The 25,032-nt window shown below is 44.1% G+C and carries 20 protein-coding genes and 1 other annotated feature; of the genes, 11 read left to right on the top strand and 9 right to left on the bottom strand.

Features of this window, described 5'->3' with window-relative positions; genetic code table 11:
- Nucleotides 1-307: 307 nt before the first annotated feature.
- From pyrH to H9X84_RS02110, 9 genes are all read left to right on the top strand, one after another.
- Complete coding sequence (gene pyrH / locus H9X84_RS02150) at nucleotides 308-1,015, top strand: UMP kinase (RefSeq protein ID WP_205132677.1); 708 nt, start codon at nucleotides 308-310, stop codon at nucleotides 1,013-1,015.
- A gap of 60 nt (nucleotides 1,016-1,075) precedes the next feature.
- Nucleotides 1,076-1,597 carry a ribosome recycling factor gene (gene frr / locus H9X84_RS02145; protein ID WP_420314287.1) on the top strand — a complete coding sequence of 174 codons (522 nt, stop codon included), beginning with the start codon at nucleotides 1,076-1,078 and terminating at the stop codon, nucleotides 1,595-1,597.
- Between the two features lie 62 nt (nucleotides 1,598-1,659).
- A complete protein-coding gene (locus H9X84_RS02140; RefSeq protein ID WP_205132675.1) occupies nucleotides 1,660-2,403 on the top strand; it encodes an isoprenyl transferase in 744 nt (247 codons plus the stop codon).
- 17 nt (nucleotides 2,404-2,420) lie between these two features.
- On the top strand, nucleotides 2,421-3,239 hold the full coding sequence (locus tag H9X84_RS02135) for a phosphatidate cytidylyltransferase (RefSeq protein ID WP_205132674.1): 819 nt from the start codon (nucleotides 2,421-2,423) through the stop codon (nucleotides 3,237-3,239).
- A 15-nt stretch (nucleotides 3,240-3,254) separates the two neighbouring features.
- On the top strand, nucleotides 3,255-4,400 hold the full coding sequence (locus H9X84_RS02130) for a 1-deoxy-D-xylulose-5-phosphate reductoisomerase (RefSeq protein WP_207750508.1): 1,146 nt from the start codon (nucleotides 3,255-3,257) through the stop codon (nucleotides 4,398-4,400).
- Complete coding sequence (locus tag H9X84_RS02125) at nucleotides 4,333-5,493, top strand: M50 family metallopeptidase (RefSeq protein WP_205132673.1); 1,161 nt, start codon at nucleotides 4,333-4,335, stop codon at nucleotides 5,491-5,493. The genes H9X84_RS02130 and H9X84_RS02125 overlap by 68 nt, the downstream gene beginning before the upstream one ends.
- A 147-nt stretch (nucleotides 5,494-5,640) precedes the next feature.
- Complete coding sequence (gene ispG / locus H9X84_RS02120) at nucleotides 5,641-6,690, top strand: flavodoxin-dependent (E)-4-hydroxy-3-methylbut-2-enyl-diphosphate synthase (RefSeq protein WP_205132672.1); 1,050 nt, start codon at nucleotides 5,641-5,643, stop codon at nucleotides 6,688-6,690.
- A 31-nt stretch (nucleotides 6,691-6,721) separates the two neighbouring features.
- The gene (locus H9X84_RS02115; protein WP_205132671.1) at nucleotides 6,722-11,053 is read left to right on the top strand and encodes a PolC-type DNA polymerase III; all 4,332 of its coding nucleotides are present in this window, start codon (nucleotides 6,722-6,724) and stop codon (nucleotides 11,051-11,053) included.
- A 69-nt stretch (nucleotides 11,054-11,122) separates the two neighbouring features.
- A complete protein-coding gene (locus H9X84_RS02110) occupies nucleotides 11,123-11,599 on the top strand; it encodes a hypothetical protein (RefSeq protein ID WP_205132670.1) in 477 nt (158 codons plus the stop codon).
- A gap of 195 nt (nucleotides 11,600-11,794) precedes the next feature.
- On the opposite strand, the gene H9X84_RS02105 is transcribed toward H9X84_RS02110, so the two are convergent.
- Nucleotides 11,795-12,340, bottom strand: coding sequence for an NADH peroxidase (locus H9X84_RS02105; protein WP_205132669.1), 546 nt, complete (start codon nucleotides 12,338-12,340; stop codon nucleotides 11,795-11,797).
- A gap of 177 nt (nucleotides 12,341-12,517) precedes the next feature.
- On the opposite strand from H9X84_RS02105, the gene H9X84_RS02100 reads away from it, so the two are divergent.
- The gene (locus H9X84_RS02100) at nucleotides 12,518-15,430 is read left to right on the top strand and encodes an insulinase family protein (protein WP_205132668.1); all 2,913 of its coding nucleotides are present in this window, start codon (nucleotides 12,518-12,520) and stop codon (nucleotides 15,428-15,430) included.
- Between the two features lie 425 nt (nucleotides 15,431-15,855).
- Here the strand turns inward: H9X84_RS02100 and H9X84_RS02095 are convergent, their stop codons facing one another.
- From H9X84_RS02095 to trhA, 5 genes are all read right to left on the bottom strand, one after another.
- A complete protein-coding gene (locus tag H9X84_RS02095) occupies nucleotides 15,856-16,425 on the bottom strand; it encodes a sugar O-acetyltransferase (RefSeq protein ID WP_205132667.1) in 570 nt (189 codons plus the stop codon).
- 123 nt (nucleotides 16,426-16,548) lie between these two features.
- Nucleotides 16,549-17,724 (bottom strand): murein hydrolase activator EnvC family protein, encoded by a 1,176-nt coding sequence (locus H9X84_RS02090; RefSeq protein WP_205142727.1) that lies wholly within the window; start codon nucleotides 17,722-17,724, stop codon nucleotides 16,549-16,551.
- Between the two features lie 84 nt (nucleotides 17,725-17,808).
- Nucleotides 17,809-18,465: a 4'-phosphopantetheinyl transferase family protein gene (locus tag H9X84_RS02085; protein WP_205132665.1), complete on the bottom strand. Its 657-nt coding sequence runs from the start codon at nucleotides 18,463-18,465 to the stop codon at nucleotides 17,809-17,811.
- A 285-nt stretch (nucleotides 18,466-18,750) separates the two neighbouring features.
- Entirely contained in the window at nucleotides 18,751-21,162 is a 2,412-nt protein-coding gene (gene leuS, locus H9X84_RS02080; protein WP_205132664.1) for a leucine--tRNA ligase, read from the bottom strand.
- A 64-nt stretch (nucleotides 21,163-21,226) separates the two neighbouring features.
- Nucleotides 21,227-21,448: a binding site (T-box leader), on the bottom strand.
- A gap of 240 nt (nucleotides 21,449-21,688) precedes the next feature.
- Entirely contained in the window at nucleotides 21,689-22,342 is a 654-nt protein-coding gene (trhA, locus tag H9X84_RS02075; RefSeq protein ID WP_205132663.1) for a PAQR family membrane homeostasis protein TrhA, read from the bottom strand.
- A 154-nt stretch (nucleotides 22,343-22,496) separates the two neighbouring features.
- Here trhA and H9X84_RS02070 point away from each other — a divergent pair, with 154 nt between their 5' ends.
- Complete coding sequence (locus H9X84_RS02070; protein WP_205132662.1) at nucleotides 22,497-23,075, top strand: DUF1836 domain-containing protein; 579 nt, start codon at nucleotides 22,497-22,499, stop codon at nucleotides 23,073-23,075.
- Nucleotides 23,076-23,226: 151 nt separating this feature from the next.
- On the opposite strand, the gene H9X84_RS02065 is transcribed toward H9X84_RS02070, so the two are convergent.
- The 3 genes from H9X84_RS02065 to H9X84_RS02055 are packed head-to-tail and all read right to left on the bottom strand — an operon-like array spanning nucleotide 23,227 to nucleotide 25,028.
- Nucleotides 23,227-23,382, bottom strand: a complete 156-nt coding sequence (locus H9X84_RS02065) for a hypothetical protein (RefSeq protein WP_205132661.1) — start codon at nucleotides 23,380-23,382, stop codon at nucleotides 23,227-23,229.
- A complete protein-coding gene (locus H9X84_RS02060) occupies nucleotides 23,369-24,415 on the bottom strand; it encodes an alcohol dehydrogenase (RefSeq protein WP_205132826.1) in 1,047 nt (348 codons plus the stop codon). Before H9X84_RS02060 ends, H9X84_RS02065 begins: the two co-directional genes overlap by 14 nt.
- Before the next feature lie 28 nt (nucleotides 24,416-24,443).
- The gene (locus tag H9X84_RS02055; RefSeq protein ID WP_330612243.1) at nucleotides 24,444-25,028 is read right to left on the bottom strand and encodes an NAD(P)H-dependent oxidoreductase; all 585 of its coding nucleotides are present in this window, start codon (nucleotides 25,026-25,028) and stop codon (nucleotides 24,444-24,446) included.
- Between the last annotated feature and the right edge of the window lie 4 nt (nucleotides 25,029-25,032).

The following is a 25,032-nucleotide window of genomic DNA, read 5'->3' as shown; positions in this document are numbered from 1 at the left end:
AATGAAAGTGGTTCTGCGGAATCCTTATGGAAAATAAATCCATTTATTTCCAATTTGCTCTCAATTACGATATGGGAAGTTTTCTCCCCGAAAATACCGGATTTTCCCCGGCGGATAGTTGAAAGAGAGGAAAAAGTATGATATAATTTTTGCCGGCAGTGAAAGCATTCGGATTCCCTCGTGGTTTCCCTCTCTTTTTTTGCCGTTTTTCGGAAAACGGGGCGCAGCTTCGTAAACCGTAAGAAAAATATATGTGGAAATTTTATGCAGTTTGTGATACATTTATTAGGTAAGGAGGCTGTTTGGTATGTATAAAAGAATCGTACTGAAATTAAGCGGAGAAGCACTGGCAGGCGATAAAGAGGGCGTATCCTTTGACGATACCGTGATTACCGGTCTGGTCAAACAGATCCGTCAGGTCATGGATATGGGCACACAGGTTAGTCTGGTTGTCGGCGGCGGTAATTTCTGGAGAGGCAGAAGCGCTGACTCCGGTATGGACAGAACAAAAGCTGACCAGATCGGCATGCTGGCTACCGTTATGAATGCCATTTATCTGGCAGACGCTTTTCGTCAGCAGGGCACACATGCAGTTGTTATGACGCCCATTCCTTTTGGCACCATGACCGAACTTTTTTCCAAAGACAGCGCACTGCGCCATCTGGAAAATGGAAAAGTCCTGATTTTTGCCGCAGGTCTGGGACATCCTTTCTTCTCCACAGACACGATCACAGCCTTAAGAGGTGCGGAGCTGGATGTTGACGGTCTGTTCTTTGCCAAAAATATTGACGGTGTTTATGACGATGACCCGGCAAAAAATCCCAACGCAAAGAAATTCGATACCATCACATCTGAGGATATCGTGAAAAAGAACCTGAAGGTAATCGATACTTCCGCAGCCGCTCTTTGCTTTGAAAGAAAAATACCGGTAGTTATTTTCGGCCTGAATGAACAGGACAGCATTATGCGTGCTGTCAAAGGCGAAAAAATCGGTACACTTGTAACCGTATCCTAAGAATAAATCACAGGAGGAATCACTATGGCATCTGAATACACAAAACCCTATGAAGACAAAATGAATAAAACTCTTGCCGCTTTGGACAGCGACTATGCTACCATTCGTGCCGGCCGTGCAAACCCCCATGTATTGGATAAGATCATGGTAGATTATTACGGCGCACCTACACCCATCAACCAGGTAGGCAATATCACTGTTCCCGAAGCGCGTATGATCCAGATCCAGCCTTGGGATAAATCTATGCTCAAAGCTATCGAAAAAGCCATCAATATGTCTGAACTGGGAATCCATCCTGGCAACGATGGTACCGTAATCCGTCTGATTTTCCCCGAGCTTTCCGAGGAAAGAAGAAAAGATCTGAACAAAGAAGTAAAGAAAAAAGCAGAAGCTTCCAAGGTTGCTATCCGTAATATCCGTCGTGACGCTATGGATACCTTCAAAAAGATGGAAAAGAAAAAAGAACTGACAGAAGATGATCTGAAAGATCTGGAAGAAGAAACCCAGAAAATGACAGACAAATATATTGCTGACATTGATAAAAAATGTGAAGCAAAATGCAAGGATATTCTGGCTGTATAATCAAAATTTACAAAAAACTGCCCCTCTCATAAGGAGGGGCATTCTTACATGGAGGAAGCACTATGTTTTTTCAACCGAAAGAAACTTCAAATTACATATTAAATCCAGATAATATTCCATCTCACATCGCCATTATCATGGATGGCAACGGCAGATGGGCCAAAAAAAGAGCGCTGCCCAGAAAAGCAGGCCATAAAGCGGGGGCGGAAGCCTTAGAGCGCATCATTACCGATTGTCGTGAGTTGGGCGTAAAGCACCTGACTGTATATGCCTTTTCTACGGAAAACTGGAAACGTTCTCAGGAAGAAGTCGATGCCATCATGGATCTGCTGCGTCAATACCTGAAAAATTACTTCAAACGGTTCTTGAAGGATGATGTGCGTATGGACGTCATCGGAGACATTACCCGGCTGGATCAGGATATTCAGGAGCAGATTCTGGAGATCGAAGAGCTTTCCAGAGAAAAGCATGGTCTGGCGGTACATATCGCATTGAATTACGGCGGACGGGATGAACTGCGCCGTGCCGTAAAAAAATTAGCGGAAGATGTGGAACAGGGAGCAGTCAAAAGCGAGGAAATCACGGAAGACACTATTGCTTCCTACCTGGATACCGCCGAAATTCCCGATCCAGAACTGGTGATTCGTACCAGCGGGGAAGAGCGGATCAGCAATTTCCTACTGTGGCAAATCGCTTATTCCGAATTCTATTTTACGGATACACTGTGGCCTGATTTTAATAAAAACTCTCTGACCGAAGCCATTTATTATTATCAGAACAGGGAGCGCCGGTTTGGCGGCAGATAAGAAAAGAGGGAGTATGTATGAAAACGAGAATCTTATCCGGTATCGTGTTGCTGCCTGTGCTGATCTTTCTTGTAGTCAGCGGCGGTATCTGGCTGAAAATCGCCATTGGCTTTCTTGGCATTGTCGGAATGTATGAATTCTATCAGGCCTTCTCTAAGGAAAATAAAGGCCTGCACGCAATTTGCTATGCCTTTGCCATATTCTACATGATATTCATTGAACAGATTATCAACGGAAATAACTATTTTAATATTTTTGTTTCTGTTTTTCTGGTGGTACTGCTAATCTATACAGTCATCTGCCATAACAAAACAAATGCCATGGAGGGCATGACAGGTTTTTTTGGCTTTTTCTACGCTTGTTTCCTGCTGTCCCATGTCTATCTGGTACGGGAATATACCTATGGGAAACTTCTGGTATGGCTGGCTTTTATTGCCGCCTTTGGCTGTGATACTGGCGCTTACTTTGCCGGCGTAACCTTTGGCAAGCATAAACTGATTCCGTCTCTCAGCCCCAAAAAAACCATCGAGGGCTCCATTGGCGGTATCCTGACCGCAACGATTCTGGCTTTGATCTACGGATACTGTATCAGCCGTTTCTTTGTTATGGAGGATGTCAATGTCCTCTTGCTCTGTGGCTTAACAGGCTTCTTCGGCTCCTTCCTGGCACAGATCGGCGATTTAGCCGCTTCCGCCATGAAGCGTCTGACGGGAATCAAAGATTTTGGCAAACTGATCCCCGGTCACGGCGGCGTATTGGACCGCTTCGACAGCGTCATCCTGACTGCGCCAGCTGTATATTACATCATGTTATTTTTGATTCAAATCAACAACTAATTTCGAGGTGACATTATGAGAGCAATCTCAATTTTAGGCTCTACTGGCTCCATTGGCACACAAACTCTGGATGTAGTAGAGGTACTGGGCGATATTCGGGTCGCTGGCATCAGCGGTAATCACAATATCGACCTTTTGGAACAACAGGTCCGGAAATTTCGTCCAAGACTGGTAGCTGTCATGGACGAAGCCGGTGCCAGGGAATTAAAGATACGGCTGGCAGATACATCCTGTACCGTAGTAGCCGGTATGGATGGCCTTGTAGAAGTGGCGACCATGGAAGAAATTGATACCGTAGTTACCTCTATTGTCGGCAATGTTGGTCTCAAGCCTACCTTTGCTGCTATTCAGGCAGGGAAAAATATTGCTCTGGCCAATAAAGAAACCCTTGTTTCCGCCGGCCAGCTGGTCATGGATCTGGCAAAGGAAAAAGGGATTTCCATTTACCCGGTAGATAGTGAACACTCCGCTATTTTCCAGTCTTTACAGGGGAATCAGGGCAACCCGATCCGCCGTATTCTGCTGACAGCCTCTGGCGGTCCTTTCCGTGGGAAAACCATAGAGGAACTGCGGCATGTTACAGCAGCAGACGCGCTCCATCATCCCAACTGGTCTATGGGCAAAAAAATTACCATCGACTCCGCCACATTGATGAACAAAGGCTTGGAAGTCATGGAAGCAAAATGGCTTTTTGGCGTGGATACAGATCAAATCGAGGTATTGATTCATCCTCAGAGTATTATGCATTCCGCAGTAGAATACGAGGACGGAGCCATTATTGCACAACTTGGAGAACCGGATATGAAAGTCCCGATCCAGTACGCGCTGACATATCCCAAACGTGTGGCCAATCCTTTTCCCAAGGTGGATTTTACCAAAAGGAATCATCTGACTTTCGATCATCCGGATCTGGATACTTTCCGTTGTCTTTCTCTGGCTTATGAGGCGCTTCGCATCGGCGGCACCATGCCTGCTGTTCTCAACGGTGCCAACGAGATCGCCGTTGACCTGTTTTTAAAAGGAGCAATCAAATTTTTGGATATTCCACGGTTAATAGAAAAGACCATGAACGCATATACTGTGAAATACCAGTATGATCTGGAGGACCTGCTGGAAGCAGACCGATGGGCGAGAGAATTCGCCCGCCAGGCAAAATTGTAATCTCATTTCGGAGGTGATCGTCATTCTGACGTCTATCATCATTGCGCTGATCGTCATCGGCATGCTAGTTATTGCCCATGAATTCGGACATTTTATTGTCGCAAAAAAATCCGGTATCTGGGTAGAAGAATTTGCTGTCGGCATGGGGAAGAAAATATTGTCGAAGCAAATAGGAGAAACAGAATATACTCTGCGGCTGTTCCCTCTGGGAGGCTTTTGCAGAATGCACGGAGAAATGGAGGACGGGGAGATTGATGACAGGTCTTTTTTCGCCAAATCCGTTCCTGTTCGACTGGCGGTTATGGCCGCAGGGCCTTTCATGAACTTTGTTCTGGCCATCATTATGATTTTTGGCATTTCTGCCACATCCTACATCATTGAACCAGAAGTCACAGCAATACAGGAGGGATATCCTGCGGCACAGATCGGCCTGCAGGAAGGGGATGTGGTATACAGCATCAATGGGAAACGTATCCATATTTACGATGAAATGCAAAACTTCATGTACCAGAACGGCGGAACTCCTATCGAATTAGGCATCCTACGGGACGGCTCCGTTTATCTCTATGAAATTACGCCCCAGTATTCTGAAGAGACAGGCAGTTATCTGGTTGGATTTACACCCAAAGTTGTAACAGGACTGTTTGCTGATTCCGTGGAAGGCTACGAGGAAGCCTCTGTGCTAGATACCATAGAATACAGCTATTTCGCTATGCTGAACTATATCAAAGTAACTGCGCAGGGTCTGGCTCGTGTCTTCACCTTTACAGCCTCACAGGATGAATACGGCGGTCCCATCTCGATTATACAGGTAGTGGGGGACAGCTATGAAGTCGGCATTTCTTACAGTGTAAAAGCGGCCATCCAAAACGTTGTCTATGTGGCGGCCGTTCTGAGTGCAAACCTTGGGGTATTGAATCTTTTCCCGATTCCCGCTCTGGATGGGGGAAGAATCCTGTTGCTGCTGATCGAAGGCATCCGCAGAAAGCCCCTTCCCGTGGAAATGGAAAACAGGATACAATATGCCGGGTTTCTTTTCCTTATGGGATTTATGGTATTTGTAATGTACACAGACATCACAAAAATATTATAAAAAATAACGAAAACAAAACCACAGAAAGAACATCAAAATTTGACAGTTCTGCTGTGGTTTTTTCTCTCTTTGGCATAATAGAAGCCACGAAAGAAGTGTGTTATACTAAACTTTAGAGTCATAGAACAAATAAAAGGAAGTGCAGATATGCTGAGAACAGAAACAAGAGAAATAAAAATAGGAAATATCAAAATGGGCGGCGGAAATCCCATTGTGATCCAGTCCATGTGCAATACAGATACAAGAGATCCGGAAGCCACAGTAAAACAGATTCTCGCGCTGGAAGATGCGGGCTGTGAACTGGTGCGTGTGGCCATTCCTGACATGAAAGCCGCTGATGCCATAGGAGAAATTAAAAAACACATCCATATCCCTCTGGTGGCGGATATCCATTTCGATTACCGTCTCGCTCTGCGGGTAATGGAATTAGGTATTGATAAAGTACGCATCAATCCGGGGAATATCGGCGATATTGACCGCATCCGTCAGGTAGTGGAAATGGCGAAAGCCAAACACATCCCTATCCGTATCGGCGTCAACAGCGGTTCGCTGGAAAAAGAACTGGTGGAAAAATACGGCGGTGTAACACCTCAGGGGCTGGTAGAAAGCGCGCTGAAGCACGTTCGTATTTTAGAGGACCTGGAATTCTACGACATTGTTGTGTCCATCAAGGCATCCGATGTGCCTTTTTCTCTGGAGACATACCGTATTCTGTCAGAACAGATTCCTTATCCCATTCATGTGGGCATTACGGAAGCAGGGACATTATACAGCGGCACCATCAAGTCCGCTGTTGGCATAGGCGCCATCCTTGCGATGGGAATTGGCGATACCATCCGCGTTTCTCTCACAGGAGACCCTGTGGAGGAAGTAAAGGCCGCAAAAGAAATTTTGAAAAGCCTCGGTCTGCGGAAATTTGGTCCTTCCCTGATCTCCTGTCCCACCTGCGGCAGAACACAGATCAATCTGATTTCTATTGCCAATGAGGTAGAAAAGCGTCTCGCCTCCTGTCAGAAGGATATCAAAGTTGCTGTCATGGGCTGCGTAGTCAATGGTCCGGGCGAGGCCAAAGAAGCGGATATCGGTATCGCCGGAGGCAACGGTGTGGGCATTCTCTTTAAAAAAGGCGAATTGATCCGCAAAATGCCGGAAAGCGAGCTGGTAGATGCTCTTATGACAGAAATTGAAAAAATATGAGCAGAGATAAAAACAGAAAGGAGCGGGCACAATGACTGCCAGAGAATTTCCGGCTGTTTTTGAAAAGGTCTCTCTTTCCGCTCCCCTGAAAGAAGCCTTTCAAAATACAGTCGTTTGCTCACTAACCATACATAAAAAAGAAAAAAGCGTTGTTACGGAGATTTCTTCCCCAGAAGTAATTGCTCCTATCTGGTGGAAAAAACTGCGGGAGGAAATGCTGCAGCAGCTCCCCGGGGTAAAGGAAGTCCACCTTTTTCCGAAATATACCTTTGCAGATAAAGAACCACAGACCATACTTTCGGATTTCTGGGAGACCATCTGCGCTTTGCTTTCCGCGGAAAGCAAAATCTGTACAGGCTTGATGAAAGACGCCAAGTGGGACTATTCCGATGGTATAATGCAGATCTTTGTCAAGCATAATATGGCCTATTACCTTTCCAGAAAAAAACTGGATGAAAAGGTCCAGAAAGAGATCTTGAATGAAACCGGACTTTCCGTAACAGTGCGTTTTAAAAACGCCTTGACCACAGAAGAAGAAAAAACACGCCTTGCGCTGGAACAGAAATCAAAAACGGAAGAACTGATGCAGCAGATCCAGTCTACGGTAGCGGCAGCGGAAGAAGCCAAAACAGCGGCGGAAGTTAACGCTGTCAGTGCGTCCGTTTCCCGTGGTATCCTCTTTGGCAAGGAATTTACCGGCACACCGGTCAAAATTACGGAAACAAAGATCCCCGGCGAGGCTGTTATCGTAGAAGGCAGCATTTTCAACATCGAAACAAGAGAAATCAAAGGAGAAAAATATATTGTTTCCTTTGATATTACAGATAAATCCGACTCTACCACCGTAAAATTTTTCGTAAAGCGCTCTGTCTTCGACAATGAATTGCAGGATAAAATCAAAAAAGATGCTTATCTGCGGGTACAGGGCGAAGTACAGTTCGATAAATACGCCAAAGAGATCAATATTATGGCGAAAAACATCATGACAGCACAAGCGCCGCCTAAGCGTATGGATACAGCAGAGGAAAAAAGAGTAGAGCTGCATCTGCATACACAGATGAGCAGCATGGACGGCGTTACACCGGTGAAAACCTACATCAAACGTGCGCTGGAATGGGGCCATAAAGCCATTGCCATTACAGACCACGGCGTCGTACAGGCTTTTCCTGATGCCATGAATGCGGCAGATAAAACAGATCTGAAAGTAATCTATGGGGTAGAGGCTTATCTTATTGATGATTTGGGAAGCGCTGTATTTTCGCCTCGCGGGCAGACCATTGATGATACTTTTGTAGTATTCGATATTGAGACCACCGGTCTTTCTCGAGATCGGGACATGATTACGGAGATCGGCGCTGTAAAAGTGGAAAGCGGAAAAATCGTAGACCGATTCAGTACCTTTGTAAATCCGGAACGACCTATTTCCGCAGAAATCACAAAGCTTACCGGTATCACAGACGAAATGGTAGCCGATGCGCCTGTTATTTCTGAAATCCTTCCGGAATTTCTGGAATTCTGCAAGGATGCCGTTCTTGTGGCACACAACGCGCCTTTTGATACCGGCTTTATCCGTGTTGCGGCTGAACGATATGGTTTAGGCGAAGTGGAGCATACCATCGTTGACACCGTAGAACTTTCCAGAACGCTCTTGCCTGAATTGTCCAAGCATAAACTGGACATTGTCTGTGAACATCTGGGCGTAGAGCTGAAAGGACATCACAGAGCCGTCAACGACGCGGAAGCAACCGCAGAGGTTTTTCTGAAATTCCTGGATATGCTGGCGGAAAAAGAGATTTATACACTGGATCATATCAATATTATCGCCAGCAAAACAGTGAACTATAAAAAGCTGCGGGCATACCATGCCATCATTCTGGTAAAGAATTATACGGGCCTGCGGAATCTGTACGAACTGATTTCCATGTCCCATATAGATTACTTCTTCCGCCGCCCCCGTATTCCCAAAAGCAAATTTATGGAAAAGCGGGAAGGGCTCATATTAGGCAGCGCCTGTGAAGCCGGAGAACTATATCGTGCCATATTAAACAGCGAATCCAAGCAGCGGATCGAAGAACTGGTTCGTTTCTACGATTATCTGGAAATACAGCCCTTAGGCAATAATAAATTTATGGTAGACTCCCCCAAAGCGGAGACCATTCACTCCATGGAGGATCTGAAAAATATCAATCGCCGGATCGTTGCTTTAGGCGAGGAATTTCAAAAACCAGTGGTAGCTACCTGTGACGTCCATTTTATTGATCCTGACGACGCGGTTTACCGTAAAGTAATTATGTCAGCTGAAGGATTTGCAGACGCGGACAATCAGGCACCGTTGTACTTCCGCACAACAGATGAAATGCTGGCGGAATTCGATTATCTGGGAGAAGAAAAAGCCAGAGAAGTGGTGATTACCAATACCAATCTGATTGCTGACCAGATCGAAAAGATCAAGCCTATTCCCGACGAAACCTTTCCGCCGAAAATTGAAGGCGCCGATGAAGAGCTGCGGCGCATCTGTATGGATAAGGCCTATTCTATTTATGGCGATCCTTTGCCCCAGCTGGTGCAGGACCGTCTGGAAACAGAGCTAAATTCCATTATTTCCAACGGCTACGCGGTGCTGTATATCATCGCCCAGAAGCTGGTATGGAAATCCGTAGCTGACGGATATCTGGTAGGCTCCCGTGGCTCCGTTGGTTCTTCCTTTGCCGCCAATATGGCCGGAATCACGGAAGTAAACTCGTTGCCGCCTCATTATGTCTGTCCCAACTGCAAATATTCCGATTTTGAATCGGAAACAGTGAAAAAATTTGCTTTGGAAGAGGCCAGCGGCTGTGATATGCCAGATAAATATTGTCCCGTCTGCGGAACCTTGCTCCATAAGGACGGACATGATATTCCTTTCCAGACCTTCCTGGGCTTTGAAGGGGACAAGGAACCCGATATTGACCTGAACTTCTCCGGCGAATATCAGCAGTGTGCCCACGCGTATACAGAAGAACTTTTCGGCGTTGGTCATGTGTTTAAAGCCGGAACCATTGGTACATTAGCGGATAAAACAGCTTACGGATTTGTCAAAAAATACTTTGATGAACGTAATATCACCGCCCATAACGCGGAAATCATTCGTTTGATGAACGGCTGCACTGGCGTCAAGCGAACCACCGGGCAGCATCCTGGCGGACTCATGGTTGTACCCAGTGACCACGACATTTATGAATTCTGTCCTATTCAGCGGCCAGCCAACGATATGAATTCTACCGTTACCACAACACACTTTGACTATCATTCCATCAGCGGTCGTCTTCTGAAGCTGGATTTACTGGGCCACGACGATCCTACGGTCATCCGTATGCTTTATGATTTGACGGGCGTAAATCCCCAGACAGTTCCTTTGGGAGACCCTGCCACCATGTCTTTATTCGAGTCACCGGCGGCTCTGGGCGTGACACCGGAGGACATTGGCTGTGAAACGGGTACGCTGGGTATCCCGGAATTTGGTACAAAATTTGTACGCGGCATGCTGCTGGACACGAAACCCAAAACCTTCGCTGACTTGCTGCGTATTTCCGGTCTGTCCCACGGTACAGATGTATGGCTGGGAAATGCCCAGACCTTGATCGAAAACGGCACCATTACCCTGAAAGAAACTATTTCCACACGCGACAGCATCATGATTTATCTTATCAATAAAGGAGTAGAGAAAAAGAAGTCCTTTAAAATCATGGAAAAAGTAAGAAAAGGGAAGGGCCTGACAGACGAGGATATTGCGGATATGAAGGCGGCAAATGTACCTGACTGGTACATTGAATCCTGCCAGAAAATCAAATACATGTTCCCGAAGGCCCACGCGGCAGCCTATGTTATGATGGCCTTCCGTATCGCGTATTTTAAAATCAATTATCCAGAAGCATATTACGCTACCTATTTTACCGTCCGCGCCTGTGACGATTTTGATTATAGCTGCATGTGCAAAGGGATGGAGGTAGCCAAAGCGGCCATGAAGGAAATCCATGCCAAAGGTATGGATGCCACGGCAAAAGATAAGGCAAAGCTGACGGTACTGGAACTGATTGTAGAGTTTTACGCCAGAGGCTTCCACTTCCTGCCCATCGACTTGTATCGTTCCGACGCCAGAAAGTTCATTGTAACGCCGGAAGGGTTGATCCCGCCTTTTAATTCCCTTCAGGGACTTGGTACCAATGCGGCACAGAGCATTGTAGACGGCAGAGCGGCAGGGGAGTTCCATACCATTGAGGAAATCAAAGAGCGCACTTCCTTAGGACGTTCTCTCATTGATCTTTTAAAGGAAAATGGAGTATTAAACGGGATTCCGGAAACAAATCAGCTGAGTTTGTTCTGAAAAATGACAACTGCCCTTTAAAAAGGGCAGCTCTTTCAAAAAAAAACCGCAAAGCAGAGGAGGAAAGAAATGGTTCATCTACGCAGAATTTTCGCTTTTATTTCTTTAATTCTGATTCTTTTTGGAATGTGGAATCGGCAGAAAGAGATTGCACTTTTGGAAACGCAATATGCTCTTCCTGTGGAGACCATATTATCTCAGTATAAAAATGAGAATCTGGAAGGAATTCGTGTCAATACAACCACCCAGGACAGCGGTCTCGTTTCTGCCTCCTGCAAACATAAAAAGCTCTACGGAAATTCCCAGACAGCAAAGATAACCGCTCAGTATGATACCTCACTGCTTCTTTCCGGTACACTGGAAAAAGGGGAGGGAAAAGTTTTGGTTCTTAATAATGAGGACGACATTCTCTTTCAATCAGAACTTCCCGTTGCACAAACAAGCATTCCTCTGACCTCGGGAGAATATGAAGTCATTACCCTGGGAAAAAAATGTACGACAAATATCCTTCTTTCCGGAACAGATCTGGAAATCAGTATAGAATGATTCCATTTCATAAAAATTCTTTTTACAGAAGATTTCTAAAAAAGATCATGTTCCTGATTTTTCAGGAAAAGACAAAGATAAAAAAGATTTCTTTATATTTCATGCAAAAATAAAATCGCTGGAATTCATATATCAGAATTCCAGCGATTGTTATTTCTTATGTATTATTGTTTTCCCATAGAAGAGGGGAGTGCATTATTTGAAATATCTGTTGTACAGACCCAGGAATGCTTTACCGTGTCTAGCTTCGTCACGAGCCATTTCATGTACTGTGTCATGGATTGCATCCAGGTTAGCAGCTTTTGCACGTTTAGCCAGATCTGTCTTACCAGCTGTTGCGCCGTTTTCAGCATCAATACGCAGTTCCAGGTTTTTCTTTGTGGAATCTGTTACAACTTCACCCAGCAGTTCTGCGAATTTTGCGGCATGTTCAGCTTCTTCCCAAGCAGCCTTTTCATAGTACAGACCAACTTCGGGATAACCTTCTCTATGTGCAACTCTAGCCATAGCCAGATACATACCAACTTCTGTGCATTCGCCTTCGAAGTTTGCTCTCAGGTCAGCCATGATGTCTTCGCTGGAACCCTGTGCAACGCCTACAACGTGTTCAGCAGCCCATTCCATTTCTCCGTCTTTCTGTTCAACGAATTTATCAGCGCCAACATGGCAAACAGGACATTCTGCGGGTGCGGAATCACCTACATGTACATAACCACAAACGGAACAAACAAATTTTTTCATAATCTTATCCTCCTTGATTTTACTAATATTAAAAATATAATGTAAATTACTTTTACTTGATAATGATTATAAATTAGACCATGTCTTTTGTCAAGTACTTTTCTAAAAAAATTTAACCTTTAAGGGAATTTTCTCGAAATCTATGATACACTATAACAAGCAAAGGAGGTTATACCAATGAAAAAATTTGAACTCGGGAAAACATATCACGGTTTTCTGCTGGAGCAGACCATGCCTCTGGAAGAGATCCATGCGGAAGGCTATTTATTTACCCATATAAAAAGCGGCGCAAGACTTTGCTATCTTGCTTCCAAAGATAATAATAAAGTATTTTCTATTACCTTTAAAACACCGCCCAGAGATGATACTGGCGTTGCCCATATCCTGGAACACTGTGTTCTCTGCGGTTCCGAAAAATATGGTGCAAAAGATCCCTTTAATGAACTGGCAAAAGGGTCCTTAAACACCTTTTTGAATGCCATGACTTATCCGGATAAAACCATGTATCCCATCGCCAGCTGCAACGAAAAAGATTTTCGCAATATGATGGATGTTTATCTGGATGCGGTCTTTCATCCAAATATCTACCATAAAAAAGGAATTTTCCTCCAGGAAGGCTGGAGATTGGCAGAGCAGGAGGGAAAGCGTACTGCCACCGGCGTTGTGTTTAATGAAATGAAAGGAGCGTTATCCGATCCGGAAAGCAGGCTGGCAGGCGCCATTTCCAGAAGTATTTTCGGCAAAACGACGTATGGCTTCGAATCCGGCGGAGAACCGTCCGCCATTATTGATCTGACCTATACGGATTTTCTCAATTACCACAGAGAATGGTATCATCCTTCCAACGCATACCTTTATCTCTACGGTGACATGGAGATCATGCGCTGCCTGGAGCACCTGGATCAGGCTTATCTCACACACTATGAAAAATCTCAACAACTTCCTATAATCAAAGATACAAAAGTTCCGCTGAAGAATGAAGTCATCTATGAAACATTCCCCGCGGAAAATGAGACAGATGACAAGGGATACTTTGCCTACAATTTTAAAATCGGTCACTGCACAGACACGAGAGAAAATCTCACCATGCAAATCTTAGGCTATTTACTTCTGGAGACCAATGCCTCTCCCTTAAAAAACGCGCTGCGCGATGCTGGTATCTGTGAAGAAGCAGAAGGCTATTTCGATTCCTCTACCTATGAAACTGTATACAGCATTATCGGGAAAAACGGCAAAAAGGAGGACTTTGAACACTTCTGCAACATCGTTGAGGAAGTCCTTTCCCACGCTGCCAAAAACGGCTTTGGGAAAGAACTGCTTCACAGCAGTCTGAAAAAAATGGAATTCCTGCTGCGGGAAGAGGACTATGGCAGTCGGCCGAAAGGTCTGATCTATCATACCCGCCAGATGAAAAGCTGGCTCCACGGAGAAAATCCTCTTTCCTGTCTTAAAGTATTAACCACATTCCTTTCCTTAAAAGAAGAAATACAGAAGGGATATCTTTCCGCCTTCATTCAGGAAAAATTCCTGTGTAATCCGGAAAAAACAAAGCTTTGCTTCCTTCCGGAGTGGGGAAAACAGGAACAGGAAGACGCTGCGCTGCGCAAGAAAGTGGAAGACCGCCTGTCATCTATGACAGAAGCTCAAAAATCCATTCTGAAGGAGGACGACAACTCCTTAGCTGAATTCCAAAACGCGGAAGACACACCAGAGCTTTTGGCACAGATCCCTATATTGCAGAGGGAAGATATTGATAAAAAACCCATGCCAGTACCAAGAAAAGAAACTATCGTTTCCGGTAGCAAAGTACTGCATATCTCCATGGAAAGCCAGGGAATATTCTATGGACAAATCCTCTTTCCCACGGAGGTTCCTCAGGAGCAACTTTTCTATGCCGGTCTTCTGGCAGAAGTACTAGGTAAACTGGATACAAAGAAAACTGCTTTTGCAGAGCTATCAGCAAAAACAGACCGTATTTTCGGCGGCTTTTCCATGTCAAACGACATATACAGCAGAAACAACAGGGATTATCTTCCATTTTTAACCATTAACTTTAAAATCCTGAAAGAAGATCTGGAAGAAGGTTTTACTTTTTTGAAGGAAATCCTGACTGAAACAGATTATACCAATGTGGAAAGCCTTTTAAAAATAGTAAAGTCTGCTAAATTGAAAGGGGAAATGTACTTCCAGAATCAAGCCCATTCCACCGCCATTTTCCGCAGCAGAGCCGCTGTTTCTGCCGGTGCCGCGACAAAGGAACAAACCTCCGGCATTTCATATTACCACTTCCTCTGCAATACAGAGAAAAGCCTTCTGGAAAATCCTTCAGCTGTTGTGGCAGGTCTAAAGGCTATCGCGAAAAAAATCCTTGTTAGAGATCAAGTGCAAGGTACTGTGGGATGCAGCAAATCGGATTTTGCAGAATATGCTCACTGGTTTGCAGACCTGAAAAAATATCTTCCGGAGGGAAACATGGAGCGAACCACAGTCCATTTTCAGCCAAAAGAACGGAAAGAAGGTTTCCGAATCTCGTCTAAGGTACAATATAATATCAAAACATGGGATCTGGCGATGGGAAATATTCCGTACCACGGCAATATGCAGGTGCTGAAAACCATTATAACGCTTGAATATCTTTGGAACCAGATTCGGGTACAGGGCGGTGCCTATGGCTGCGGCTGTAATTTCCAAAGAAACGGGGGCGTATATTTTTATTCCTACCGCGATCCAAATCTTCGCAAAACATATGATGTTTATGGAAATTTGTCCGACAAGATTAAAGATTTTCAGGCAGATGAACGGGAAATGACAAAATATATCATTGGAACCATCAACCGCTTCGATCAGCCCAAAACAAACGGAGAACTGCTGGATTACGGTACAGCGCTGTATTTTGCGGGCATTACAGAGGAAATGCGGCAACAGGAACGTATGGAGATCCTGAATACGTCAGCGGCTGAAATCCGGCAATACGAAGATCTGCTAAAAATGATCGCAAATTCCGAAAATATATGTACCATTGGCGGCGAAGAAATTTTAAATGCACAAAAGGACTATTTTGACTCCGTAGAAAATTTAATTCGTAAGTAATTACGGATTCTTAAAAAAGATGCGGAAAAAAGAAACCGGCAGAATAAAAACTGCTGGTTTCTTTTTTTCTAAAACAATCTCAAACAGAACAAGGTGCTATAGCAAAATGCAGATTTTGATAATCATATGATACTGCAACTTAAAAAGCTGTTTGGAATAAAAACAGGGGAGCAAAACATCGATTTATAATTATTCGCAAAACGTAACTTTTGCGAATTTACTCTAACAGAAAATACTTACCATCGGTCTTCCATAAATACATTCAAACAAAATAAGAATTGCCGGGATCTCTTAATATAATAAGGATTCCGGCAATATTTTAAAGATGCTTCTGAACCATTCTATACTTTTAACCTGCCCGTATAGATGAATCTAAGCAATTTGTTGAGATTTACACCGTTACATTTTTTCTTCTATACATCTGATTACTCTCTGACAGATTTTATGACCTTAGCCGGTACACCTGCAACAACGCTGTAAGACGGTACATCCTTTGTCACAACCGCCCCCGCTGCGACAATGGCACCATTCCCAATAGTCACACCAGACAGAATCGTCGCATTTGCGCCAATCCAGACATCTTTGCCTAATCGAATTGCTCCTGGAAACATATCTCCTCTGTGCTCCGGGTCAGGATTATGATTTAATGTTGCAAAAACAACATTGTGTCCAATCAATGCGCCGTCACCGATATAAATTCCGCCTTGATCCTGAAAACGACAGCCACTGTTAATAAAAACATTTTCCCCAATGGTAATGTTTTTTCCGCAATCTGTATAAAACGGCGGAAAAATCCGAAAAGTCTCCGGTACTTCTTTTCCTGTCAGTTTAGAAAAAATAGCAATAATTTCTTCCGGTGTATGATAAGTATTGTTCAGCTCCGCTGTGAGACGTAAAGCCTCCTGCGCTAAATCATGCATAAAAAGATGCGTTTCCGATCCAGCACATATTTTCTTGCCAGTTTCCATTCGTTTGATAAAATCCTTTAAATCCATCTGTCATTTCCTTTCTAAGATATATCATGCGATAAGAGTTTACATAATTTAATTATGGTAAATAAAATATTCTCAATAAAAAACCCGGTGTATTCCGTTAAAGAAACACCGGGTCTATATTGCTTAGTAGCCTACATTTGCAACGCCCAAGTAAGACTGAGGATTTACATAGCTGCCGTTTACCAGTACAGAGAAATGACAATGATTACCTGTGGACATACCGGTACTACCGCATTTCGCAATAGTCTGTCCTCTTGTCACAGTCTGTCCTTTGGAAACTACCAGGGAAGAATTATGACCATACAGTGTTGTCAAGCCGCCGCCATGACTAATCATAACTGTATATCCGTATCCGTTCATCCAGCCCGCATAAGTTACCAATCCAGATTCCGCAGCCACAATATCCGCACCATAAGAAGCAGGAATATCATAACCACTGTGAGACTCCCACTTGCCTGTAACAGGGTTTGTTCTCTGTACAAAGCCACTACTCAGACTGGAAGAAGAAGCCGCTCTGGACGGAACCGGCCATCCCAAAGTTCCGTTTCCGGTATAATAAACTGTTGAACTACCCTGCTGTTTCGCGATTTCATTTAAAACTTCCTGGTCGGCTTTCTTATTTGCCGCAATCAACTGCTCATATTTGTCCATATCGGCCTCGTAAGAAGCTACCAACGCTTTCTTTTCGTCCAGCACAGTCTGCATGCTTGCTACTTTTTCATTATACAGGTCCACGACTTCCTGCTGTGCAGCCTGCTCTTCTTCAATCTGTTTTGTTTTTTCCTCGATGGTCGCCTGAATTTCCTGCAGTTCATCCAGGATCTCTCTGTCATAAGACATAATGTCATTAACATATTCCATTCTCAGGAACAAATCCTGAAAGCTTTCCGCCTCCAGCAAAATCTCAAGATAACCGGAGGAGCCTTTCTGCTGCAAATACTTCATTCGTTTGCCCAGCAGATCGAACTGATCGTCACGCTTTTGCGTTGCTTCCTCCAGATCTTTCTGGCTCTGCTCCAAAGCAGCTGTGATGGTATCCAGATCCGCCTGAGCCGCGTCTAATTCCGCCTGAATACTGTTCATCGCCTGGTCCATCGTCGCAATTTCTTCTTCTACAGAAAGCTGTTTGGATTCCAGATCTTCAATGGCCTGCATTGCTTTGTCCGTTTCTGCAGATAAAGCTTTCCGCTTTGCCTCCAATTCGGAAATCGTCGCACCACTGGCACTGCTTAAAGGCGCCGCACTCAAAAGAAGAACAGCGCTCAATATCAAGCATCCTATTTTTTTATGTTTAATCATAGCATCATGTCCTTTTTTTCCTAAGATTACTTCTTTTCGCAAGAAATATTATACCTGATTTTTCGACGTATTGAAAGAAAAAGTTTAAATATTTAATAATTTGTTAATATTTATGTCCTTCACCTGTAAACAGCATATTTCTTTTTCCCGGAAACACACGGACGCAACCCATTCTCCCAGAAATAAGGTCTGGATAAAACAGTCCTCCCTCTTTGTTATGAATGTCCCTTCAGAAACCATATCCAGCTGGTTTGCCTGGTCAAAGATCCTCTGCCCTTTTTGTTTTACCGCAGCTTCCTTCATCGTCCACAAGCGAAAGAAAACAGCTTTTTGCTCTTCTTCAGGCTGGCTGTGTAAAAACGTCAGTTCATCCGATGATAGAATTCTGTCCAGTCTTTTGGGAATCTCTTTTCTGACTTGCTCTAGATCCACACCAATCTCACAATCAGACAGTCCTAACAGAATCATATCTCCAGAATGAGACAAATTGAAATAAAAATCGCGACAACCTTTTAAATAAAGTTTTCCGTATTGTCCGGAAACACAGTCGGACAACTGATAACCACGATCTTTTAATTTCTGCTGGAGAAGAAGACGGGAACAAACATAAACCCTCTGCCGCTGTCTGCTTTTAAATTGTGCCGTTTTTTCCTGTTCTTCTACGGGAAGACGGCCTAATACTCTTTGAAAAACATGTTCGTCTTTTAAGGGGCTGCTGGAAATCATATACAGCTCTGTCATACTCTCGTCCTCCTTTCATCCAGTCAATGGACACATTCTTTTGTATATAATCTCTGCTTTTTTACCTGTAACCAATCCGATGTTTTCAAACAGAGAAATTCTCTCTCATTCTTCAAACACTCAGATATCTGTTTTTTCTGAAAAACATAGTTCATCCTAAAGAATACCATATTTTTGGATGTCTTTCATTCCATTTCCATAAAAATGACGCAGATCATACTCTACAATCTGCGTCATTTCTATCTATATTAGATCAACTTCTGTCATCCTGACATCACGGCTCTATTATTTCGCAATGATGTTTACGATTTTACCAGGTACATAGATCTCTTTTACAATGGTTTTGCCTTCCAGACGAGAAGCCAGAACTTCTTTTGCCTGCGCCAGAACCGCATCTTTATCTGCATCAGCAGCAATCTTCATGGTATCTCTGAATTTACCGCTTACCTGCAATGCAATTTCGATGGTATCCTGTACCAGTTTGCTCTCATCCGCTTTCGGCCAGCCTGCTTCAAATACAGAAGTGGTATGACCCAATTCTCTCCACAGTTCTTCCGCAATATGAGGAGCAAAAGGAGCCAGCAGGATAACCAGTGTTTCCAAAGTATCTCTGTCTACACCGCCGTCTTTCTTGCTCAGTTCAATAATTTTATTAGTATGTTCCATAAAACCGCTGACTACGGTATTCATCGTCAATGCTTCCAGACGTGTGGTAATATCACAGATCAGTTTATTCCGAACATATTCCATATCTTTGCTGGGAGCGACATTCAGATCCTTGTTGTTGTAAACCAGTTTCCAAACTCTGTTCAGGAAACGGAATACACCGTCGATACCGCTGTCATCCCAGTCACAGTCCATTTCAGGGGGACCTACGAACAGTTCATACATACGCAGAGAGTCGCAACCGTATTTCTCTACCAGATCGTCAGGAGAAACAACATTCCCCAGAGACTTACTCATTTTGCCGCCGTTCTTTGTAATCATACCCTGGTTGAACAGCTTCTGGAAAGGTTCATCAAAAGGAACCGCACCGATATCATACAGGAACTTGGTATAGAAACGAGCATACAGCAGATGCAGTACGGCATGTTCGATACCGCCTACATACAGATCTACAGGTGCCCATTTTTTCAGTTTTTCCATGCTTGCCAATTCCTGATCGTTGTGGTTATCTACATAACGCAGGAAGTACCAGGAAGAACCAGCCCACTGAGGCATGGTGTTTGTTTCTCTCTTTGCAGGGCCGCCACATTTCGGGCAGGTTGTATTTACCCACTCGTCGATATGTGCCAGAGGAGATTCACCGGTATCTGTGGGTTTATAGGATTCTACCTGCGGCAGCAGTACAGGCAGCTGGTCTTCGGGAACAGCAACCGCACCACAGTGCTCACAATGAACAATAGGGATAGGTTCGCCCCAGTATCTCTGTCTGGAGAATACCCAGTCACGCAGCTTATAGTTTACAGTCTTTCTGCCCAGACCTTTTTCTTCCATAATATGAGGTACTTTTTCTTTTGCTTCAAAAGCCTTCATACCATTCCAGTCGCCGGAGTTGATGATGATACCATCGCCGGTATACGCTTCTGTCAATTCTTTTTCTTCTTCGCCTTCCGGCAGAATTACCTGTACGATAGGCAGATGGAATTTTGTCGCAAACTCAAAGTCACGGTCATCGTGTGCAGGTACGCACATTACGGCGCCGGTACCGTAATCAGCCAGTACATAGTCAGCAACCCAAATAGGGATCTCTTTGCCATTGACAGGGTTTACGCAATAAGAGCCTGTGAATACACCGGTTTTTTCTTTGTTTGTCATACGATCAACGGAAGACTTTGTGGATGCCTCGAAGCAGTATTTTTCAACCTGTTCCTTGCAATCCGGTGTTGTCAGAGCTGCAATATCCTTGTATTCAGGAGCCAGTACCATAAATGTGCAGCCGTGGAGCGTATCAGGTCTTGTGGTATAAACAGTGATCTTCATATCGCTGCCCACTACTTTAAAATCTACTTCTGCACCATAGCTCTTGCCGATCCAGTCGGACTGCATCTTCTTAACTTTTTCGGACCAATCCAGTTTCTTCAGATCTTCCAGCAGTCTGTCAGCATAAGCAGTAATCTTTAGCATCCACTGACGCAGGTTCTTCTTTGTTACTGTAGAACCGCAGCGTTCACAGGTACCATTTGTTGCTTCTTCATTTGCCAGTACGCACTTACAGCTGGGGCACCAGTTCAAAGGCATTTCCTTTTCATAAGCCAGACCGTGTTTGAACATCTGAACAAAGATCCACTGTGTCCATTTATAGTAGTTGGGATCTGTGGTATCTACTTCTCTATCCCAGTCATAGATCGCACTGATCTCATGCAGCTGTCTTTTTACGTTTGCAATATTGTTGGCTGTTGCGATGCTGGGGTGGATATTGTTCTTGATAGCGAAGTTCTCTGCAGGCAGACCGAATGCGTCCCAACCCATGGGATGCAGCACCTGGAAACCCTGCAGGACTTTATATCTGCTGACTACGTCACTAAGTACATAGCCTCTCCAGTGGCCTACATGCAGGCCTGTGCCGGAAGGATAAGGGAACATATCCAGGCAGTAAAACTTGGGTTTTACATCATCCTCTTTGTTGATGGGATTCTTTTCCCATTCCGCACGCCATTTCTTTTCGATTTCTCTGAAATCATAACGATTATTCATTTTTGCGCTCCTCCTTTTGTAAACTACGCACTGTATACAGTGCCAAAAAAAACCCCTTCATCTCATTAGAGACGAAGGGATGCTCCGTGTTACCACTCTAGTTTGCTCTTCCGCAGAAAAGCACACTCTTGCGCCTGATAACGGCGGCACCCGTAGACGCCTACTGGAAAATCTTTCAGCGCTAAACTCAAAGGCCAGTTCCATTTTTTCTCCTTTACTGTCTCGCACCAACCGACAGCTCTCTGGAACAGAGTCCAAATGTACTACTCCTTATCAATGTCTTTATACGAAACCATTTATACCATATTTACCAAAATAAATCAAGTGATTTTGGGAACTTTTTTGGTTTTGAAGTGAAAAAAAGCCCGTTTTCTCGGAAACCATACTGATTTTGCCCTCTATTTTGTATACAAATTGCAGTAATCTCTTTTTTTACTTTATGCATAATGCATACAAAAAACGAATTGATTTACATAATTAAATTATGGTAATTTAAAAGCAGTATTCCCTAGAATACTGCCTCTGATTAAAGCACATACTGAAACATAAACGCAATATGAAGAGAACTGCCTACCAAAACGAACACATGAAAAATCTCATGAAAGCCGAAATATTTCCAGGTGATGTTCGGCTTTTTCAGAGCATAGATTACTGCACCAATCGTATAGGCCAATCCCCCGGCCAACAGCATCCCAATGCCGCCCCAGGATACGGCTCTTTCCAACGGTACAAAAGCGATTACCGCCAACCAGCCCATGACAACATAAATCAGTGTAGACAGCCATCTGGGAGCGTTCATCCAAAAAATTTTCATGCCGATGCCAAACAGCGCAAATGCCCAGATCAGCCCCAGCAGAGTCCACCCCCAAATCCCGTGGAGAGAAACCAGACAGATGGGTGTATAAGTCCCGGCAATCAACACAAAAATCATCATATGATCTATCCGGCGCAAAACCTTTGTTTTTTCAGGGGACAGCACCAGTGTATGATAAATGGTGCTGGCGCCATACAGTAAAAGCAGTGATAATCCAAATACAAAAAAGCCTGCGCTGTGCCATGCTGTGGCATATCTTCTGGATAATTCCATCAATATGATAAATACAGGAATGACTGCAAGAAATCCAAAAAAATGTGTCCCTGCGCTTCCAGGGTCCTTGATTTTAAAACCTTTTATCGACATAATAACACCTCTTTATATAGTTTTTAATACTACATATTATCATGATATAATATTACCATCCACGGATGAAATATGCAACGTTTTTTTCTATGATTTCTTGAAATGTAGTTTTAATTACTATATAATAGAACAAATACATTCTGGAGGTGAAAAAATGGGGACTTTTGAAGAAATACTGGAGTCTGTCAAGAAAAAAATCAATACGGTCCACGTGGTAGAAATCGATGAGATTCCTTCCATTGAACTATATATGGATCAGGTAACAACGTTTATGGATCAGGTTTTATCCGAATACAAGCGTACACCGGATGGCAAGATCCTGACTAAAACAATGATTAACAATTATACGAAAGCGAAAATTTTCCCACCGCCGGTAAAAAAGAAATATGGGCGGATGCATTTAATGCTTTTAATTATGATTTTCCATTTGAAATCCGTTTTATCCATTCGAGATATCGGTATTTTATTCCAGCCTATTCTCTGCTGCCCCACACCGGAACTGATGGAACGGCAGACGGAAAAAGTATATGGCGGATTTGTGGAGCTACAGAAAATCAATCTGGCTCATTTAAAGGCGTCTTCTGAAGGCCGTTCTGAAGGAAGTCTTTTTGAGCGGGAGATCCTGAGCCGCTATGAGGACAATATGAAATCTTTGATGCTGGTTCTGCTTCTTTCTATTCGTGCCAACAGCGATAAAAATCTGGCGGAACGTGTCCTGGATCTCTATTTATAAAAAACCTATTGGCTTTTCCGAAGAAAGCAGGATCAAGGAATTTCAGCGGCGTTTTGAAAAAAGAAGGAGAAAGTCCGAAAAATAACTTCTCCTTAAAAAGCACTTGTCTTTCCCTGTTTGATTTTTGAAAGTCTATTGCAGCGGGCTATCTTCAGAATAAAGTCTCAATAACAATAAAAAAGCCAGAATCTTTATCAATACAAAAGATTCCGGCTTTTTTTGTTTTCTTATAAAGACGCCCGAGAGAACCGTCTGTCTTTTCTATTTTGAAAAACCTTTGTTTTCTAATCTTCTTATCGTCTTTCATAGGGGGTAATCACCCATTTGATACATCCATCCAGCTTATTTTCAAATACACGATACCCTTCCATAACATCATTTAAAGGCGCACGATGGGTAATCAAACAGCTGGTGTCTATTTTGCCGCACTGGATCATTTTCATAATATCCTCACAACAGTTGGCGTCCACACCGCCTGTTTTAAAGGTCAGGTTTTTCCCGTACATCAGATGCAGAGGCAAAGCCTGTTCCTTAGCGTAAAGAGCTACCAGAACAACAATGGCATTGGGTCTTGCTACCTTCCAGGCCATCTGGAAAGTGTCCTCACCGCCAGCCACTTCAAAAACACGATCAGCGCCGCGGCCTTCCGTCAGCCGCAGAATCTCCGCTTCCACATCTGTATGCAGAGGATTCAGACAGACATCCGCCAGTCCCTGCTCTTTTGCCAACGCCATTCTTTCTTCGCTGACATCTACCACAATCACCTGAGCGGGACTGTACAGACAAATACTCATCATAGTGCATAACCCTGTGGGGCCTGCGCCCAATACCACAACAGTATCCGCCGGCTTGATCTCGCCAATAGAGGCAGCCCAGTAACCGGTAGCCAAAATATCCCCGTTAAATAACGCCGCTTCATCGCTGACGTCATCGGGAATTTTTGTCATTCCCTGGTCTGCGATGGGCACACGCACATACTCCGCCTGACATCCGTCAATGCGGCAGCCCAGTTCCCATCCGCCTTCTACACAGTTGTTCACATAGCCTCTCTTGCAGAAAAAACAGTCTCCGCAGAAAGTCTCTACATTGACAGATACTCGGTCACCTGCCCGAAATTTCTTTACGGCAGACCCAACCTCTACCACTTCCCCCACAAACTCATGGCCCAAAATCACATTTTCTTTCGCTCTGGGGACTGTTCCGTGTTTAATATGCAGATCACTGGAACAAATGGTAGACCGGGTCACACGAACAATAGCATCCCGTTCTTCCTGAATTACCGGCACCGGTCTGTCTTCCAATGCCACCTGTCCATGCCCTTTATATACAACCGCTTTCATCATATCGCTCATTTTCGTTCCTCTTTTCTTACAGTTCATCCAGGACTCTGTCCGCTTCTTCCATGGCTTCCCGCATGATCTCATTGACAGGACGGATTCCCAGATCCAGACCATCTGCCGCTACACAGTCATAACGATCAATGCCAAAGAATCTACTCATTGCTTCCAGATAAGGAGAGCCCATTTCCATAGGATCTCCCTTGGGATATATTGCACCTCTGGTAGTCAGGAAAATCATATGGTCCGCCTTGCACGTGCCAAACATTCCCGTTTCGTCACAGCCAAAGGTAATGCCTTCCACACAGAGATTTTCAATATATACCTTTAACAACGCCGGAAAGCTCAGATCCCAAAAGGGCGCCGCAATAATAATTTTATCCGCTTCAGAAAACTGGTTAGCATAACGGAACCGCGGATGATCGTAATTCTTCTGGGCCAGAAGACGTTCTCTCTGCTGGAAAAATCCGTCACTAAAATACGTCAGATTCTCATCCATCAGGCAAAGTTCTTCCACCTGGCAATCACTTCTTTCCCGCAGGCGGTGAAACACATGATCCGCCAGTTTTTTCGTACGAGAATCCTCTCTGCGGATACAGCAGTCAATAAATAACACCTTT

Origin of the sequence: Anaerotignum lactatifermentans (assembly GCF_016902535.1) — a bacterium.
Taxonomy (GTDB): Bacteria; Bacillota; Clostridia; order Lachnospirales; family Anaerotignaceae; genus Anaerotignum; species Anaerotignum lactatifermentans_A.
Note: the sequence above shows the minus strand (reverse complement) of the source record. Positions and strands in the feature narration are given on the sequence as shown.

Excerpts from the sequence above, each read along its gene's own strand:
- leuS (WP_205132664.1), bottom strand. The coding sequence starts at position 21,162 with ATGAATAATCGTTATGATTTCAGAGAAATCGAAAAGAAATGGCGTGCG.
- H9X84_RS02070 (WP_205132662.1), top strand. The coding sequence starts at position 22,497 with ATGGGGACTTTTGAAGAAATACTGGAGTCTGTCAAGAAAAAAATCAAT.
- H9X84_RS02060 (WP_205132826.1), bottom strand. The coding sequence starts at position 24,415 with ATGAAAGCGGTTGTATATAAAGGGCATGGACAGGTGGCATTGGAAGAC.
- H9X84_RS02140 (WP_205132675.1), top strand. The coding sequence starts at position 1,660 with ATGTTTTTTCAACCGAAAGAAACTTCAAATTACATATTAAATCCAGAT.
- H9X84_RS02125 (WP_205132673.1), top strand. The coding sequence starts at position 4,333 with ATGATCTGGAGGACCTGCTGGAAGCAGACCGATGGGCGAGAGAATTCG.
- H9X84_RS02085 (WP_205132665.1), bottom strand. The coding sequence starts at position 18,465 with ATGACAGAGCTGTATATGATTTCCAGCAGCCCCTTAAAAGACGAACAT.
- H9X84_RS02110 (WP_205132670.1), top strand. The coding sequence starts at position 11,123 with ATGGTTCATCTACGCAGAATTTTCGCTTTTATTTCTTTAATTCTGATT.
- H9X84_RS02095 (WP_205132667.1), bottom strand. The coding sequence starts at position 16,425 with ATGGATTTAAAGGATTTTATCAAACGAATGGAAACTGGCAAGAAAATA.
- H9X84_RS02130 (WP_207750508.1), top strand. The coding sequence starts at position 3,255 with ATGAGAGCAATCTCAATTTTAGGCTCTACTGGCTCCATTGGCACACAA.
- H9X84_RS02115 (WP_205132671.1), top strand. The coding sequence starts at position 6,722 with ATGACTGCCAGAGAATTTCCGGCTGTTTTTGAAAAGGTCTCTCTTTCC.
- ispG (WP_205132672.1), top strand. The coding sequence starts at position 5,641 with ATGCTGAGAACAGAAACAAGAGAAATAAAAATAGGAAATATCAAAATG.
- H9X84_RS02135 (WP_205132674.1), top strand. The coding sequence starts at position 2,421 with ATGAAAACGAGAATCTTATCCGGTATCGTGTTGCTGCCTGTGCTGATC.
- pyrH (WP_205132677.1), top strand. The coding sequence starts at position 308 with ATGTATAAAAGAATCGTACTGAAATTAAGCGGAGAAGCACTGGCAGGC.
- H9X84_RS02105 (WP_205132669.1), bottom strand. The coding sequence starts at position 12,340 with ATGAAAAAATTTGTTTGTTCCGTTTGTGGTTATGTACATGTAGGTGAT.
- H9X84_RS02065 (WP_205132661.1), bottom strand. The coding sequence starts at position 23,382 with ATGAAAGACGATAAGAAGATTAGAAAACAAAGGTTTTTCAAAATAGAA.
- frr (WP_420314287.1), top strand. The coding sequence starts at position 1,076 with ATGAATAAAACTCTTGCCGCTTTGGACAGCGACTATGCTACCATTCGT.
- H9X84_RS02100 (WP_205132668.1), top strand. The coding sequence starts at position 12,518 with ATGAAAAAATTTGAACTCGGGAAAACATATCACGGTTTTCTGCTGGAG.
- H9X84_RS02090 (WP_205142727.1), bottom strand. The coding sequence starts at position 17,724 with ATGATTAAACATAAAAAAATAGGATGCTTGATATTGAGCGCTGTTCTT.
- trhA (WP_205132663.1), bottom strand. The coding sequence starts at position 22,342 with ATGTCGATAAAAGGTTTTAAAATCAAGGACCCTGGAAGCGCAGGGACA.